Annotated in this window: 15 protein-coding genes and 1 pseudogene; 10 read left to right on the forward strand and 6 right to left on the reverse strand. The window is 67.6% G+C overall.

The features are described from left to right. Positions 1-86 precede the first annotated feature (86 nt). Positions 87-647 carry a class I SAM-dependent methyltransferase gene (locus J2753_RS06665; protein ID WP_209491142.1) on the forward strand — a complete coding sequence of 187 codons (561 nt, stop codon included), beginning with the start codon at positions 87-89 and terminating at the stop codon, positions 645-647. 9 nt (positions 648-656) lie between these two features. Here the strand turns inward: J2753_RS06665 and J2753_RS06670 are convergent, their stop codons facing one another. Together J2753_RS06670 and J2753_RS06675 are read right to left on the reverse strand one after the other, a co-directional pair. After that, entirely contained in the window at positions 657-1,226 is a 570-nt protein-coding gene (locus J2753_RS06670; RefSeq protein ID WP_209491143.1) for a DsrE/DsrF/DrsH-like family protein, read from the reverse strand. Then, positions 1,223-1,465 (reverse strand): sulfurtransferase TusA family protein, encoded by a 243-nt coding sequence (locus J2753_RS06675; RefSeq protein WP_209491144.1) that lies wholly within the window; start codon positions 1,463-1,465, stop codon positions 1,223-1,225. The genes J2753_RS06670 and J2753_RS06675 overlap by 4 nt, the downstream gene beginning before the upstream one ends. Before the next feature lie 199 nt (positions 1,466-1,664). Here J2753_RS06675 and J2753_RS06680 point away from each other — a divergent pair, with 199 nt between their 5' ends. The 5 genes and pseudogenes from J2753_RS06680 to J2753_RS06700 all read left to right on the forward strand — a co-directional run bounded on the left by J2753_RS06680 (position 1,665) and on the right by J2753_RS06700 (position 4,593). Then, on the forward strand, positions 1,665-2,843 hold the full coding sequence (locus J2753_RS06680) for an MBL fold metallo-hydrolase (protein WP_379810434.1): 1,179 nt from the start codon (positions 1,665-1,667) through the stop codon (positions 2,841-2,843). Then, positions 2,843-3,361 carry a YeeE/YedE family protein gene (locus J2753_RS06685; protein WP_209491146.1) on the forward strand — a complete coding sequence of 173 codons (519 nt, stop codon included), beginning with the start codon at positions 2,843-2,845 and terminating at the stop codon, positions 3,359-3,361. The genes J2753_RS06680 and J2753_RS06685 overlap by 1 nt, the downstream gene beginning before the upstream one ends. Positions 3,362-3,428: 67 nt before the next feature. After that, a complete protein-coding gene (locus tag J2753_RS06690; RefSeq protein WP_209491147.1) occupies positions 3,429-3,887 on the forward strand; it encodes a DUF6691 family protein in 459 nt (152 codons plus the stop codon). A gap of 9 nt (positions 3,888-3,896) precedes the next feature. Continuing rightward, positions 3,897-4,135: pseudogene (locus J2753_RS14745) on the forward strand (sulfite exporter TauE/SafE family protein); the annotation flags it as partial. Between the two features lie 62 nt (positions 4,136-4,197). Beyond that, the gene (locus J2753_RS06700) at positions 4,198-4,593 is read left to right on the forward strand and encodes a helix-turn-helix domain-containing protein (RefSeq protein WP_209491149.1); all 396 of its coding nucleotides are present in this window, start codon (positions 4,198-4,200) and stop codon (positions 4,591-4,593) included. Here the strand turns inward: J2753_RS06700 and J2753_RS06705 are convergent. The 4 genes from J2753_RS06705 to J2753_RS06720 form a co-directional block, all read right to left on the reverse strand. Continuing rightward, positions 4,590-5,408, reverse strand: coding sequence for an ABC transporter permease (locus J2753_RS06705; protein ID WP_209491150.1), 819 nt, complete (start codon positions 5,406-5,408; stop codon positions 4,590-4,592). The two genes, J2753_RS06700 and J2753_RS06705, sit on opposite strands and share 4 nt — an antisense overlap. Then, positions 5,405-6,193, reverse strand: coding sequence for an ABC transporter permease subunit (locus tag J2753_RS06710; RefSeq protein WP_209491151.1), 789 nt, complete (start codon positions 6,191-6,193; stop codon positions 5,405-5,407). The genes J2753_RS06705 and J2753_RS06710 overlap by 4 nt, the downstream gene beginning before the upstream one ends. Then, positions 6,186-7,166: an ABC transporter ATP-binding protein gene (locus J2753_RS06715; RefSeq protein ID WP_209491152.1), complete on the reverse strand. Its 981-nt coding sequence runs from the start codon at positions 7,164-7,166 to the stop codon at positions 6,186-6,188. The genes J2753_RS06710 and J2753_RS06715 overlap by 8 nt, the downstream gene beginning before the upstream one ends. Before the next feature lie 61 nt (positions 7,167-7,227). Continuing rightward, positions 7,228-7,728 (reverse strand): GNAT family N-acetyltransferase, encoded by a 501-nt coding sequence (locus tag J2753_RS06720; protein WP_209491153.1) that lies wholly within the window; start codon positions 7,726-7,728, stop codon positions 7,228-7,230. 133 nt (positions 7,729-7,861) lie between these two features. Between J2753_RS06720 and J2753_RS06725 the strand changes: the two genes are divergently transcribed. The 4 genes from J2753_RS06725 to J2753_RS06740 all read left to right on the forward strand — a co-directional run bounded on the left by J2753_RS06725 (position 7,862) and on the right by J2753_RS06740 (position 13,503). After that, complete coding sequence (locus tag J2753_RS06725; protein WP_209491154.1) at positions 7,862-8,839, forward strand: deoxyhypusine synthase; 978 nt, start codon at positions 7,862-7,864, stop codon at positions 8,837-8,839. 127 nt (positions 8,840-8,966) lie between these two features. Then, entirely contained in the window at positions 8,967-10,004 is a 1,038-nt protein-coding gene (locus J2753_RS06730; protein WP_209491155.1) for a zinc-dependent alcohol dehydrogenase family protein, read from the forward strand. A gap of 53 nt (positions 10,005-10,057) precedes the next feature. Next, positions 10,058-11,140 (forward strand): hypothetical protein, encoded by a 1,083-nt coding sequence (locus J2753_RS06735; protein ID WP_209491156.1) that lies wholly within the window; start codon positions 10,058-10,060, stop codon positions 11,138-11,140. 89 nt (positions 11,141-11,229) lie between these two features. After that, a complete protein-coding gene (locus J2753_RS06740) occupies positions 11,230-13,503 on the forward strand; it encodes an AAA domain-containing protein (protein ID WP_209491157.1) in 2,274 nt (757 codons plus the stop codon). The last annotated feature ends 34 nt before the right edge of the window (positions 13,504-13,537 follow it).

A 13,537-nucleotide genomic window follows, 5' to 3' on the forward strand; every position in this document is an offset into this window, starting at 1 on the left:
TAGAAGACTATGCAAGACGGATCTATAAATCTGTTCCTGTGGGCCCCTTCGGCAGTGATTTATCGCTCGCGGGCCGCCCACGAACCATGGGATTCCACACGTTCGACCACGAGCGGGCGGCGTCGCTGGACGAGGCCGCCACGCGCTACCGATATCTCTCGCTGGAGGAACTCGTCTGGGCCGTCGACCCCGGAAGCGAGGAGACGTTGGCGGACTTGGGGAGCGGCACGGGCTTTTACACCACTGAGATCGCCGCCCGCGCCGGGACAGTGTACGGCGTCGACGTGCAGGCGGAGATGCACGAGTTCTACCGGGAGAAGGGGCTCCCCGAGAACGTCGAACTGGTGACGGCGGGCGTCGCCGACCTCCCGTTCGACGACGGCGAACTCGACGGCACGTTCTCGACGATGACTTACCACGAGTTCGCCAGCGAGGCGGCTATCGACGAACTCGCGCGCGTCGTCGCCGCTGACGGGCGTGTCGCCGTCGCCGACTGGACCGCCGAGGGCGAAGGCGCGGCGGGGCCGCCGCTGGCGGAGCGCTACAGTCTCGAGGAAGCAGTCGAACGGTTCGAAGCCGGCGGCTTCGAGGTGGAGTTCAGGGCCAGTCGGCCCGAGACGTTCCTGCTCGTCGTTCGGGCGCCGTGAACGGAGTCGCTAGATCAGCAGTTGGATGTCGGCCTCGGCCATGTCCTGGACGGCCGTCGCCGCGCCGACGCCGGTGGTGACGCCGTCGAAGAAGTCGTCCTCGTCGTAGTCCATCAGGTCGATGGTCATCTGACAGGCCTGGAACTCGACACCCATCTCGAGGCTCGTCTCCAGCAGCTCCTCGATGGTGGCCGTGTCGTTGTCCTCGATGCGGCCCTCCATCATGCGCGTGGTCAGGCGATCCATCCCGGGCAGCGCCGCGATGGCGTTGGGAACCGGCGTGTTGGGGTTGCCGACCGAACTCATCTGGAGGCTCTTCGAGTGCTCCTCGTGGAGGACATCCAGCCCCCAGAACGTGTGGAACACGGTCACGTCGTAGCCGAACGCGGCCGCGGTGCTGGCGAGGATCAGCGGCGGGTACGCCATGTCCAGTGTCCCCTTCGTGGCGATGATGGACATCTTCTTGCCGCCGTCGTCTTCGATGGCTGCGAGGGACTCCTCTAACTCCTCGACGCGCGCGGCCAGTTCCGCGCGCGAGGGCGTGTCGTCGGCGTCGCCGCCGGCTTCTTCGGCGCTCATTCGGCCACCCGGACGTAGTGCTTGAACACGTCCTCGCCCTCCTCCTGCTCGAGGAGTTCGACGCCGGGCGTGCTGTCGGCCCAGCCGCCGAGGTCGCTCATGCTCCCCGGGTCGGTGGCGAGCACTTCCAGCACCTCGTCGCCGTCGAGGTCGTCGACGGCCTGTTTGGTCTTGACGACGGGCATCGGGCAGTTCTCTCCTTTCACGTCGAGGGTCTCGGTGATCTCGTACTCGGTCATGGTTTTGACTTCATCGCCCAATATTGTGTTCGGCGGTAAAAGCACATCGGTGAATGTTCGTGAACGAGGCATTACTGTATAGCGATAAACGAACTGAGTTCACGTATACGCGTCTTTCCCCGTCTCGTGTCCGAAATGGTCTTGCTTGGTTTGCGAATTTCTATCCAAATCCTTATCTGGGGCAGTCGAATAGTCGTGAGTGACGATGTCCGATCAACCCACGACCGACGCGACGGTCGCGTCGATCACGCCCGAAGCGCTGAAAGACCGCATCGACGAGCCCGACGGGGACGTGTTTCTCCTCGACGTCCGCTCCGAGAGCGACTTCGCGGAGTGGCGCATCGAGGGCGCCGAGACCGTGAACTACCCGTACTTCGAGCTCCTCGACGGGATCCCCGAAGCGCTCGCCGAGCAGCTACCCGAAGATCGACAGATCACCGTCCTCTGTGCGAAAGGTGGCTCCAGCGAGATGATCGCCGAGAACCTCCAAGAGGCGGGCTACGACGTGGACCACCTCGAACGCGGGATGAAGGGCTGGGCACGCATCTACGAGTACCAGGAACTGGACGTCGACGCGGACGCTACGGTCGCGCAGTACCGCCGGCCGTCGAGTGGCTGTCTGGCCTATTTCGTCGCCGACGGTGACGAGGCCGCGGTGATCGACCCGCTCCGGGCGTTCACCGACGAGTACGTACAGGACGCCCGGGCCCTCGGCGTCGACCTCACCTACGCGCTCGACACCCACATCCACGCCGACCACGTTTCCGGGATCCGCGCCCTCGCCGCCGAGACGGGTGCGACGCCGGTGCTCCCGGAGGCGGCCGACGACCGCGGCGTCGAGTACGACCGCGAGTACGAGACGGTCGGCGACGGCGACACCATCACCGTCGGCGACACCGATATCGAGGTGCTCCACACGCCCGGCCACACGACCGGGATGACCGCCTACAAGGTGGGGGACGTTCTGTTCACCGGCGACGGCCTGTTCACCGAGAGCGTCGCCCGCCCCGACCTCGAGGATCCCGATGCCGCCAAAGACGCCGCCCGCACGCTCTACGAGAGTCTGCAGGAGCAGGTGCTGCCGCTGCCCGACGACACCGTCATCGCGCCGGCTCACTTCAGCGAGTCGGCGACGGCGAACGACGACGGCAGCTACACCGCCGAACTGGGTGACCTCGTGGATCGCATGGACGCACTCACGATGGACGAGGAGCCCTTCGTCGAGTTCATCGTCAAGGGAATGCCGCCCCGCCCGGCCAACTACGAGGAGATCATCGCCGCCAACCTCGGCCGCGAGGCGCCCGACGACGAGACGGCGTTCGAACTCGAACTCGGGCCGAACAACTGCGCCGCGAGCGAGGAGGCGATGACCGACTGATGACGGCGCTCACACCGCTGCTCGCGGTCGGTGATCTCTTCCCCCGAGGGATGCTGCCGTATCTGCTCGGCGGCCTCCTCGTCGGCGCCGGCGCCTCGGTGATCTACCTCGCGACGGGGATCATCGCCGGCGCGAGCACCTTCCTCGAGTCGTCGCTGTCGTACGTCTCTGACGTGGACCGCTTCAATCGGTTCAAGTACATCCAGTCGCGCGGCTGGCGGGTGGTGTTCACCGCCGGAATCGTCAGCGGCGCCGCACTCTGGGCGTTCGCGCTCGGGCCGGCCGTCGTTCCCACGATGGACCCCGGCGTGTGGACGACGGATGTCGAGTGGTGGCGGCTGCTCGGCGGCGGCGTCCTCGTCGGCGTCGGCACCCGGCTCGGCAAGGGCTGTACGTCCGGCCACGGCGTCTGTGGCGTCGGCTCCATGTCGAACACGTCGCTGGTGAACGTCGCAACGTTCCTGACGTTCGCTATCGGGACGGCGCAGTTGGTGCAGGCCACGGGGGTGGCGCCGTGAGCCGCGAGACGCGAGCGGAGCGAGGGTCTCGAAACGCGCGAACGGGGGCGACCGGAGGGAGCGACACGTGAGCGACGCGACTGACGGCGGACCGGACGACCGACACCCGCTGTTCCTGCCGGTCATCTACGCCGGCGGGCTGATCTTCGGACTCGGCCTCGCGATCAGCGGGATGGCTCGCCCGGAAGTCGTCCTCGACTTCCTCCAGTTCGAGGACTTCGGCCTGCTGTTCGTGATGGGCGGCGCCGCTGTCGTGACGGGGATCGTCTTCGCCGTCGCGACGCGACTCGACAGCACTGCACCGCTGACCGGCAGCGAGTACACCCGCCGCGTGAAGGAGTTCGACCGGAACGTCGTCGTCGGCGGCGTCGTTTTCGGCGTCGGCTGGGGGATCTCGGGTATCTGCCCCGGCGCCGCCTACGCCAGTGTCGGGATCGGGAACCTGCCGATCCTCTGGGCCATCGCCGGGATGTTCCTCGGTGCGTACGCCCAGGGTTACCTCCGCTCGCGCCGCTCTACTGCCTGATCCCCCGTGACGAATCTCGTCGAGGAAAGCGAGATCGGGGGCTACTTCGCCGCGATGCTGCTCGCAGGCAGCGTCGCTGTCGCCGCGAACAAGCTCGGTCCGTGGACGGAATCGAGGCGCTCAACACCCTGAGCACCGCGCTCATCACCGGCGCGGCGCTGCTGGTTAGCGTCGCGGTAGTGCTCGCGGCGGTGTGTCGGCTCCGCGGGGACGAAACCGGCACGTGGTGCCGGCTGACGACCCCGTAAGGGCAGTATTGTGCCAATTTTGCAAACGTTTTTGAGTGCCGGACCGCTACGCTCCGGTAAGAATGGCCGACTCGATGCAGGAGATGCTCCGTTCGGACATGGAGTGTGAGGGGCTGTTGGAGTGTTTCCACGACCTGAAGGCGATCGACAAGGAAGTGTTCCGGCTGTTGAACGAGCGCGGGGAGGGGCTGACCGTCGACGAGATCGCCGACGCCGTCGACCGCGAGCGCTCGACGGCCTATCGCTCGGTCCAGCGCCTGCTCACCGCCGGCTTCCTCCAGAAGGAGCAGGTGAACTACGAGCAGGGGGGGTACCACCACGTCTACCATCCGCGCGACGCCGAGGAGATCGCGGGGGAGATGCAGCGCACGCTCAACGACTGGTACGCGAAGATGGGCCAACTCATCGGCGAGTTCGGCGAGAAGTACGCCGACGAGCCAGCGGCCGCCGAGAGCTAGAGATCACGCCGAGTGAACAGCTGCCGAGCGATACCGACGAACGCCGCGGTCGCGAGCAGCAACACGCCCGCGGCGAGCAGGTCCACCTCGCCGTCGACGAGCACGGCCGAGGGGTCGAGGTAGTACGCCGGGAGCACGGCACCCGCCACCGAGAAGTCCGACACCGCGAGCACTGATTCTGCCAGCCACGCGCCGAACACGAGCCCCAGCGCGATCCGGCCGGCCACCCGACTCCGCCGGAACACGACCCCGAGCAGCAGTCCAATCGCGCTCCAGCAGAGCAGGTACGGGATCGAGAGCGCGTGCAGCGCCGCCAGCCGATCAACGGCGAGCGGATCGCCGACGATTGCCGACGCAACGTACAGGATGGGCGCGACGATGACGTTGACGCCGACTATCGGCACCAGTAGCGCGAGATAGTTCCCGAGCAGGACGCTCGACCGCGAGACGGGTGCCGCGAGCAGGGTGTCCATCCGGCCCGTTTCCACGTCGCCGGCCACCGACCCAGCGGCGCTGTAGGCGATGTAGCCCGCGAGGCCGACGAGCCAGCCGAACGTGTAGTACTCGCCGGCGAGCAGCCCCTCCAGCGAGGCGAGGCTCTCGAACCCCAGCAGCGCGTTCAGCACCGGCGGCATCGCGTCCAGTAGCTGTTGCATCCCCTCGCCGCCGGCCAGATCCGGGCCGACCCAGACAAAGAGGATGCCGTATGCTGCGAGCGCGGCGCCGGCGATAGCCGTCGTCCGCAGGCGGCGCTCGGCTTCGAAGCGTGTGACGGTGAGGAGCGCTGACTGTCGCTTGGGGCCGCCGGCGCTCACGGGAGATCCACCTCCCGGAACCATGCGGCGGCAGCAGTTAGTAGCACGGCTGTCGCGCCCACCAGAACCCCCGCACCCGAGAGGTCGTACTCGCTCACGGTCAGAATCGTGAGCGGGTCGTAGTAGCGCATCGGGGAGAGTACCCCCAGCCACGACTGGCCGGCGCCCGAGGCGACCGTTTCGAGCAGGAACGCACCCACGACGCCGCCGGCGGCGACGCCTTCGGCGACGATACGCTCAGTTGTCAGGACGGACGCCAGCATCCCGAACGCGCCACAGCAGCAGAAGTACGGGATCGAGAGCGCGTGGACCGCAAGCAGGTCCGCCGCGGCAATCGGTTCGCCCACGAACCGCGAACCGGCGAATACCGTCACGAACACCGTGACGTTGGCCAGCAGAATCGGCGTCAGGAGTGCGAGATACTTCTCGGTGAGGAGTCGTTCCCGGGAGATGGGCGCCGCGAGCAGCGTATCCATCCGGCCCGTTTCCACGTCGCCGGCGATGGTGCTCCCGGCGCTGTACGCGATGTACGCGCCGAGGCCCACCAGCCAGAGGAACTCGTACAGCTCGATGGCGAGGAACCCCTCGATGGTGCCCATCGCAGTGAGATCGAACGCCTCGGCCATCCCTGGCGGTAGCTGTTCCATGATCGCCTCGAGATCCACGTCGCCCAGCAGCCCCGGCGCGATCAGCGTCATCATGCCCGCGAACGCCGCGAATCCGCCGGCGAGCACCAGCGAGCCGGGAAACCGCCGTTCGGCCTCGTAGCGTGCGGTGTCAAACATCCTCGGTCTCCCCCTCGACGCGTTCGACGGCCTCGTCCGCTTCGGCGTCGTAGAACCGCATGAACACGTCCTCCAGTGGCGCCTCCTCGATGGAGAGGTCCTGCAGATCGAACTGCCGGAGGTGGTCGAGCAGCGGGTCGTACGCCCCGGTGTAGGTGAACGAGACGGTCGTCGATGCCCGTTCGTCCCCCCGCGTCGACTCCCGGCTTCCCTCGCGCGTCGACGCCCGGCCGCTGATCGTGCGGTCGTGGACGCCCGGAATCTCGAACGCGCCGTCCTCGAGACCGCCCGTGACGGTGGTGCGCACCCGCTTGCCGCTGCGGGAGAGCAGCGATTCGACGGTCGACAGTTCGACGAGGCGCCCCTCGCGGATGATCCCGACGCGGTCACAGACTTTCCGGACCTCGCTCAGCACGTGCGAGGAGAAGAAAAACGTCGTCCCGCGCTCGCGCTCGGCGCGCACGAACTCCAGGAACGTCTCCTGTTTCAGCGGGTCGAGCCCGGAGGTGGGCTCGTCCATGATCAGCAGATCCGGGTCGTGCATGAACGCCATGACGATGGCGAGCATCTGGCGGTTCCCGCGTGAGTAGTCGCCGACGGGGCGGTCGAGCGGCGGGTCGAACAGCTCCAGCAGTTCGTCGCTACGGCTGTCGCCCCGGAGCGCGCCGTGGTACTCCAGCAGTCGACGGCCAGTGACGCGCTCGTCGAAGCCGGGTTCGCTGGGGAGGTAGCCCACTCGGGAGCGGGCCTCGCGCAGGGCGTCTACGTCCGTCACGTCGGCACCGAGCACCGTCGCCGACCCACTCGTCGGCGACTGGAACCCCATGAGCGTCCGGATGGTCGTCGTCTTCCCGGCGCCGTTGGGGCCGAGAAAGCCGAACACCTCGCCCTCCTCGACGTCGAACGAGAGGTCCTCGATCCCACGTACGTCGCCGTAGGACTTGGTCAGGTCGTCCGTGTTGATCGCCGGCATCGTGCTGAACTCGGGCCAGCAGCGGCATCAAGATACCGCCGGGCGTGCCACAGCCGGCGGCTCAGTCGAAGGACTTCTCGAAGACGTGGATTTCGAGCGTCGTCGCCACCACGTCGGCGGTCGTCGATCCCACGCGCTCGAAACCGTTTGCCTCGTAGAACGCGTGGGCTGGCTCCTGCCGGCCGGTCGTGGAGAGTGCGAACCGTTCGACGCCTCGCTTGCGGGCGCGGGCCTCGAGTTCGTCATACATCGACCGGCCGATCCCTTCGCGGTGATAATCCGGGTCAACGTGCATCCGCTTGAGTTCGGCCGTCCCCTCGGCGTCGACGAACTCGGTGACGACGCCTTTGGGCGGGCGGAACGCGGCGGTGGCGACGATCTCCCCGTCGAGGACGCCGACGAGGAACTCCCCGCCGGGATCGACGTACTCCGCGAGGATGTCGTCATCTTCCAGTTCGGGCACGTCTTCGAAGTAGGCGTCGGCGTGGCGGAGGGCGGCCTCGATGGTCGCGTCGACGGCGTCGCGGTCGGCTGGCTCGAAACGGCGAATGGAGAGGCTCACACCCGGGGTAGGGGGCTGGCGCCTATCGGCGTTCCCTTCGCGGCAGCAGCACACAGGTGGGCGCTAGCGAGGGTGTGGCGTCGACGCCGGGCCAACCCACGCAGTTCAAGAGTCCGCCCCAGTTACCGTCGGTATGGACGAAGACGAGAGCCACGAACACGTCGTCCCCGGCAGCGAGGCCGACATCACCGGCGAGGACGTGCGCGGCTACGACTTCCGCGGCGAGTTCGACCTCGGCGAGATGCTCGAGGCCTACGCGACCACCGGCTTCCAGGCGACCCACCTCGCAGAAGCCGTCGACATCGCCAAGCAGATGCAGGAGGAAAACGCCCAGATCTACCTCACGCTCACCTCGAACATCATCTCCTCGGGGCTGCGCGAGGTCGTCGCCTACCTCGTTCGTGAGGGGTACGTCGACGTGCTCATCACCACCTCGGGGTCGCTGACCGAGGACGTGATCAAGACCCAGAAGCCGTTCAAGATGGGCGAGTGGGACGCCGACGAGGCCGAACTCCGCGAGGAGGGGATCAACCGCCTCGGCAACATCTATGTCCCCTCGGACCGCTACGTCTGGCTCGAGGAGTATCTGTATGACTTCTTCGACGATTTCTTCGCCGAGGAGAAGGTCCGCACGCCGACGGAGTTCTCGCGGGAACTCGGGAAGACCCTCGACGACCCCGACTCCGTGCTGAAGCAGGCCGCGGACAACGACGTGCCGATCTACTGCCCGGCGCTCAACGACGCCGAGGTCGGGAACTTCCTCTACTACTACCGCAAGCAGCACGACACCGACATCGGCATCGAGATCATGGCCGACTACGACGACCTGATCGAGAACGGCATGCTCGCGGACACCACGGGCCTGCTGGTCGTCGGCGGCGGCGTCCCCAAACACCACGCGATCATGACGAACCTCTTCCGCGGCGGCGCCGACTACGCCGTCTACATCTCCACCGGGATGGAGGGCGACGGCTCGCTCTCGGGCGCGCCGCCGAACGAGGCCGTCTCCTGGGGGAAGATCAAGGAGGAGGAGACCAACTACACGCAGGTGCAGGCCGAGGCGACGCTCGTGTTCCCACTGCTGGTGGCGGGCGCGTTCGCCGACAACTAGCCAGTCACGGCTCGCGAGCGCTCGCGACCTGCGTGTCGCGAGCACCGAGCGTGTTGCCGTGACTGTGTGAGGTCTCAGGTGGCCCGGTAGGGACGACTTTTTGCGCGCGCCGACGCCACCAACGAGCATGGACGCCGCAGTGTTCTACGGCGAAGGCGACATCCGGGTCGAGGACCGCCCCGAACCCGAAATCGAGAGCCCGACAGACGCGGTCGTACGCGTCACCCATACCGCGGTCTGTGGCTCGGACCTCTGGCCCTACCGGGGCTATCAGGACCGCGAGGAGGGAACCGGAATCGGCCACGAGCCGATGGGCATCGTCGAGGCCGTCGGCGACGACGTGACCAGCATCGAACCCGGAGACCGCGTGCTCGGCCCCTTCTCGACCAGTTGTGGCTCGTGTGAGTTCTGCCGGAAGGGCCTGCACACCTCCTGTGTGAACGGCGGGGGATGGACCGGGCCCGAAAGCGGCGCGCAGGCCGAGAAGGTCCACACCGAACACGCCGACGGGACGCTCGTCCGCGTGCCCGAGCGCCACGCCGACGACGAGGAGACGCTGCGCTCACTGCTCCCGCTGACGGACGTGATGTGCACGGGCCACCACGCCGCCGTCAGCGCGGGCGTCGAAGCCGGCGACACCGCGGTCGTGATCGGCGACGGCGCGGTGGGGCTGTGTGGCGTCGCCGCCGCCAAACGCCTCGGCGCCGAGCGCGTGATCGCGATGGGCCACCACGAGGACCGCCTCGAAATCGCCGAAGAGCTGGGAGCGACCGACACCATCGCCGCCCGTGGCGAGGAAGCCATCGAGCAGGCAACGGAACTCACCAACGGCGGCGCGAACCACGTGCTGGAGTGCGTCGGCGCCGAGTCGTCGATGGAAACCGCCTTCGAGGTCGCTCGGCCGGGCGGCACCGTCGGCTACGTCGGCGTCCCGGAGGGCGTCGAGGACGCCGAGTTCCTCACTACCGCGTTCCGGAAGAACGTCAGCCTCGTGGGCGGCGTCGCCCCGGTTCGCTCGTACATCGAGGACCTGATGGACGACGTACTGCAGGGCACGCTCGACCCCTCGCCGGTGTTCACCAAGGAGGTCGATCTCGAAGATATCGACGAGGGCTACCGCTCGATGGACGAGCGAGAGGCGGTGAAGGTGCTGGTGACGGCCTAAGGCGAGGCCCCTATCGCCGCCGGAGTTTTGTCCGCCTGCGCCTACCGTCGGATATGGCCGACTCCCCCGTCCCGCCCGCGTACCGCCACGTCGCCGATCTCCCACTCACGGTCGAGGGGCTGGCGTTCGAGCAGTTCGAGCAGGACACGTCGTCCGATTTCACCCGCCTCACGACCGTGCTCGCGCTCTCGGGCGAGGGTGAAACCGGTCGCGGCGAGGACGTAACCTATGACGCCGAGGACCACCACCGCCTCGCGAACGCAATCGCCGACGGGCGGTTCAACGTCCCCACCGGCTCGTTTACGTTCGGGAAGTTCTCCGCGGCGCTCGACGAGGTGGACCTGTTCCCGGGCGAGGGACCTGAACGGGCCGACTCACACGACTACCGGCGCTGGGCCGTCGAGTCCGCGGCGCTGGATCTCGCGCTCCGGCAGAACCGCACCACGCTGCCGGCGCTCCTCGAACGGGAACTCCAGCCGGTTCGCTTCGTCGCCAGCACGCGGCTGGGCACCCCGCCGAGCGCCGACCGCGTCGACGATATTCGGGCCAGATCGCCCGGGATCGGCTTCAAACTCGATCCGACAGAGGACTGGAGCGACGACCTCATCCGCGACCTCCGGGCCCGCGACGCCGTCCGGATCGTCGACCTGAAGGGCCACTACGAAGGCACCGACGTGGACACTGAGGCCGACCCCGACTTTTACCGCCGGATCGTCGAGGGGTTCCCCGACGCCGTCGTTGAGGACCCGCGGTTGACCGACGAAACGCGGCCGATTTTCGCGGGCGAGGAGGGGCGTGTCTCGTGGGATAGCCCGATCCACGGCCTCGACGACGTGCGTTCCCGGCCGTGGGTGCCGTCGTGGCTCAACGTCAAACCCTCCCGATTCGGAACCGTCGAGTCGCTGCTCCGGACGATCCACTGGGCGCTGGCGAAGGGAATCACCCTCTACGGCGGCGGCCAGTTCGAACTCTCGGTCGGCCGCGGGCAGGCCCAGGAGCTCGCCGCGCTGTTCTACCCTGACGGCCCGAACGATCTGGCGCCGAGCGTCTACAACGAGTCGTCGCTGCCCCCCGAGCTTCCACGAAGCCCCATCGCGAGTCCCGCGTCCGACGCACACGAGGGGTTCGGGGTCTGAGGCGCCGCGAAAGCGGCCATCGACGGCCCTTCGGAGGCGGTCGCCGGCGACGGATAGTTTTTCACCGATGACGGCGCAGTGTGACACGAATGTCGGACCTGCTCGATGCGGCCGTCTCCGCGTTCCTCGCCGTCGACGACCCCGCCCTCCTCGCGTCACCCGGTATCGGCTCGCTGCCCGCCGGCGTCGACGAACCACCCGTCGCGGCCGCCCGCGAACGCCTCGAAGCGTACGACTCGCTCGTGACCGACGACGGCACGGTGCTCCTCCCCTTGCACGAAACGGACTCCGCCGAACTCACCGGCGAGTACGTCGAATACCGGCCCAGCGGGCTTGCACCCGCATACGTCTACCGCGACACCGAGAAGGGCGCACAAGCGCGGCTGGACCCCGGCGCCATCGGCGGAACCGCCGTCGGCTGGCGGCTCCGTTTCTGGACCGACGCGTTCGAGCCGTCGACGCCGCCTGCGTACGCGGCTGAGTCGGGCAAGGAGACCGAGACGGCAGTTCGTGCGGATCCCGTCCACACGATGGAGGAGGACGAGCGTGCAGCGTTCGCCGACGAACTCGTCGACTCCGTCGAGACGCTCCGGGAACAGGACCGTGAGGACACCCGGGAGATGCTGGCCGAGCGGGGCTACCGTCACGTCTGCCGAACAGAGGGCGGCATCGAGGAGACCATCTACACCGGGCGCCGGGTCACGCAGACCGACGGGACGGTCCACATGTTCGCCATCCCCGAAGACGACGACCAGCGGCGCATCGACATCCCCGGCGAACACGACATCTACCCCGATTCGGAGGTGCTGGTGCTGCCCAACCCCGACGCCTCGACGGTCTGGATCGACCGTAAGGAGACGCCGTTCCCCATCGAGGCACGCGTCGCACTCGTCGAAGACGGCGCAATCGGGCTCTCCTTCATCGACGGCCGAGCGCCCGACGAGTCGGAGCTCCGGCGCTTTTTCGCCGACGACCGCGCGGTGTTCTCGGTGCTCGCGCTGCTGAACGGCGTGCCCTACGACCGCGAGCGCGCCGGGATCGAGGCGGTCCGCTCGACCCCCGAGAAGTGGGACGTGCTCACCGGCCAGCGCTCGCTGGGGTTCACGCCGGCGTTCACGGTCGATCTGGACACGGATCTCGAACTCAACGAGTTTCAGGAGGTCGCCGCCTCGCGCGCGCTTCGGGCGCGGGACATCTACTGCATCCACGGACCGCCGGGGACGGGCAAAACCCGGACGCTGATGGCCATCGTCCAGCAGGCCGTCGCCGACGGCAAGCGCGTGCTCGCCTGCGCCCATTCGAACCAGGCGGTCGACAACCTTCTCGTCGGCGCCAGTTCGGCCGAGGATCCGGATCCGGGGACGCTCCACGCGATGGCCGTCGACGAGGACCACGACGATATCGCGATCCGGCGGGTCGGTCATCCCGAGAGCGACCTCGTCGCGGAGCGCTACACCGACGGCCCCGTCGCCGAGGCGGACGTGGTGGGTGCGACGACGAGCATGGCCAGCCAGTTCGCGGCCGACGAGTTCGACATCGCCGTGCTCGACGAGGCGACGCAGGCGTCGATTCCGGCGAGCACTATCCCCTACGCCTGCGCGGAACGGCTGGTGCTCGCGGGCGACCACAAACAGCTTCCACCTTTCGCGTCGGACGAACTCGAACAGCGCGAGGCCGAGGTGTCGCTGTTCGAGCACCTCCTCGAGACGTACGACGACGGCACCCAGACGATGCTCCGCCGTCAGTACCGGATGCACGAGGACATCGTCGACTTCCCCAACGAGGCGTTCTACGACGGTCGGCTGGAGACGGCCGACGAGAACCGCGAGTGGACCATCGACGATCTGGACCCACTCGTCGCCTACGACGTTGCCGGCGGCGAGGAGCTCACTTCGGGGAAGTCCTACCGGAACGCCGCGGAGGCAGAAATCGTCGCCGACGAAGTCGAACGCCTCCGCGAGCACGGCGTCCGGCAGTCCGACATCGGCGTCATCACGCCCTACTCCGGCCAGATCGGCTGCGTGAAGAACGCGCTCGCAGGTCGGGACGTTCGCACACGCGGGATCAAGGTCAACACCGTCGACTCGTTCCAGGGCAGCGAGCGCGAGGCAATCGTGCTCTCGCTGGTCCGCTCGAACGACCGCGGCAGTTCCGGCTTCCTCACGTTCGGCGACGAGGGCGAGCGCCGCCTCAACGTCTCGCTGACCCGGGCGAAACGCCGACTCGTCGTCGTCGGCGACTTCGACACGCTGGGGACGGTCGCTGCACACCGTGATCCCAAGGAGTCCTGCGCGGAGGTGTACGCTGACCTCCGGGATCGACTCCCGATACGGTCCGAGCCACCCACGGCGGACGGCCGCTGATCGGGGCAGAGTGGGGCGATTTTCCGCCTAGGGG

Origin of the sequence: Halolamina salifodinae (assembly GCF_017874235.1) — an archaeon.
GTDB lineage: Archaea > Halobacteriota > Halobacteria > Halobacteriales > Haloferacaceae > Halolamina > Halolamina salifodinae.

What these genes read in the sequence shown, in the direction of transcription:
- J2753_RS06665 (WP_209491142.1), top strand. Translation starts at nt 87, where the DNA reads ATGGGATTCCACACGTTCGACCACGAGCGGGCGGCGTCGCTGGACGAG.
- J2753_RS06715 (WP_209491152.1), bottom strand. Translation starts at nt 7,166, where the DNA reads ATGCCGGCGATCAACACGGACGACCTGACCAAGTCCTACGGCGACGTA.
- J2753_RS06670 (WP_209491143.1), bottom strand. Translation starts at nt 1,226, where the DNA reads ATGAGCGCCGAAGAAGCCGGCGGCGACGCCGACGACACGCCCTCGCGC.
- J2753_RS06730 (WP_209491155.1), top strand. Translation starts at nt 8,967, where the DNA reads ATGGACGCCGCAGTGTTCTACGGCGAAGGCGACATCCGGGTCGAGGAC.
- J2753_RS06710 (WP_209491151.1), bottom strand. Translation starts at nt 6,193, where the DNA reads ATGTTTGACACCGCACGCTACGAGGCCGAACGGCGGTTTCCCGGCTCG.
- J2753_RS06685 (WP_209491146.1), top strand. Translation starts at nt 2,843, where the DNA reads ATGACGGCGCTCACACCGCTGCTCGCGGTCGGTGATCTCTTCCCCCGA.
- J2753_RS06700 (WP_209491149.1), top strand. Translation starts at nt 4,198, where the DNA reads ATGGCCGACTCGATGCAGGAGATGCTCCGTTCGGACATGGAGTGTGAG.
- J2753_RS06735 (WP_209491156.1), top strand. Translation starts at nt 10,058, where the DNA reads ATGGCCGACTCCCCCGTCCCGCCCGCGTACCGCCACGTCGCCGATCTC.
- J2753_RS06725 (WP_209491154.1), top strand. Translation starts at nt 7,862, where the DNA reads ATGGACGAAGACGAGAGCCACGAACACGTCGTCCCCGGCAGCGAGGCC.
- J2753_RS06675 (WP_209491144.1), bottom strand. Translation starts at nt 1,465, where the DNA reads ATGACCGAGTACGAGATCACCGAGACCCTCGACGTGAAAGGAGAGAAC.
- J2753_RS06740 (WP_209491157.1), top strand. Translation starts at nt 11,230, where the DNA reads ATGTCGGACCTGCTCGATGCGGCCGTCTCCGCGTTCCTCGCCGTCGAC.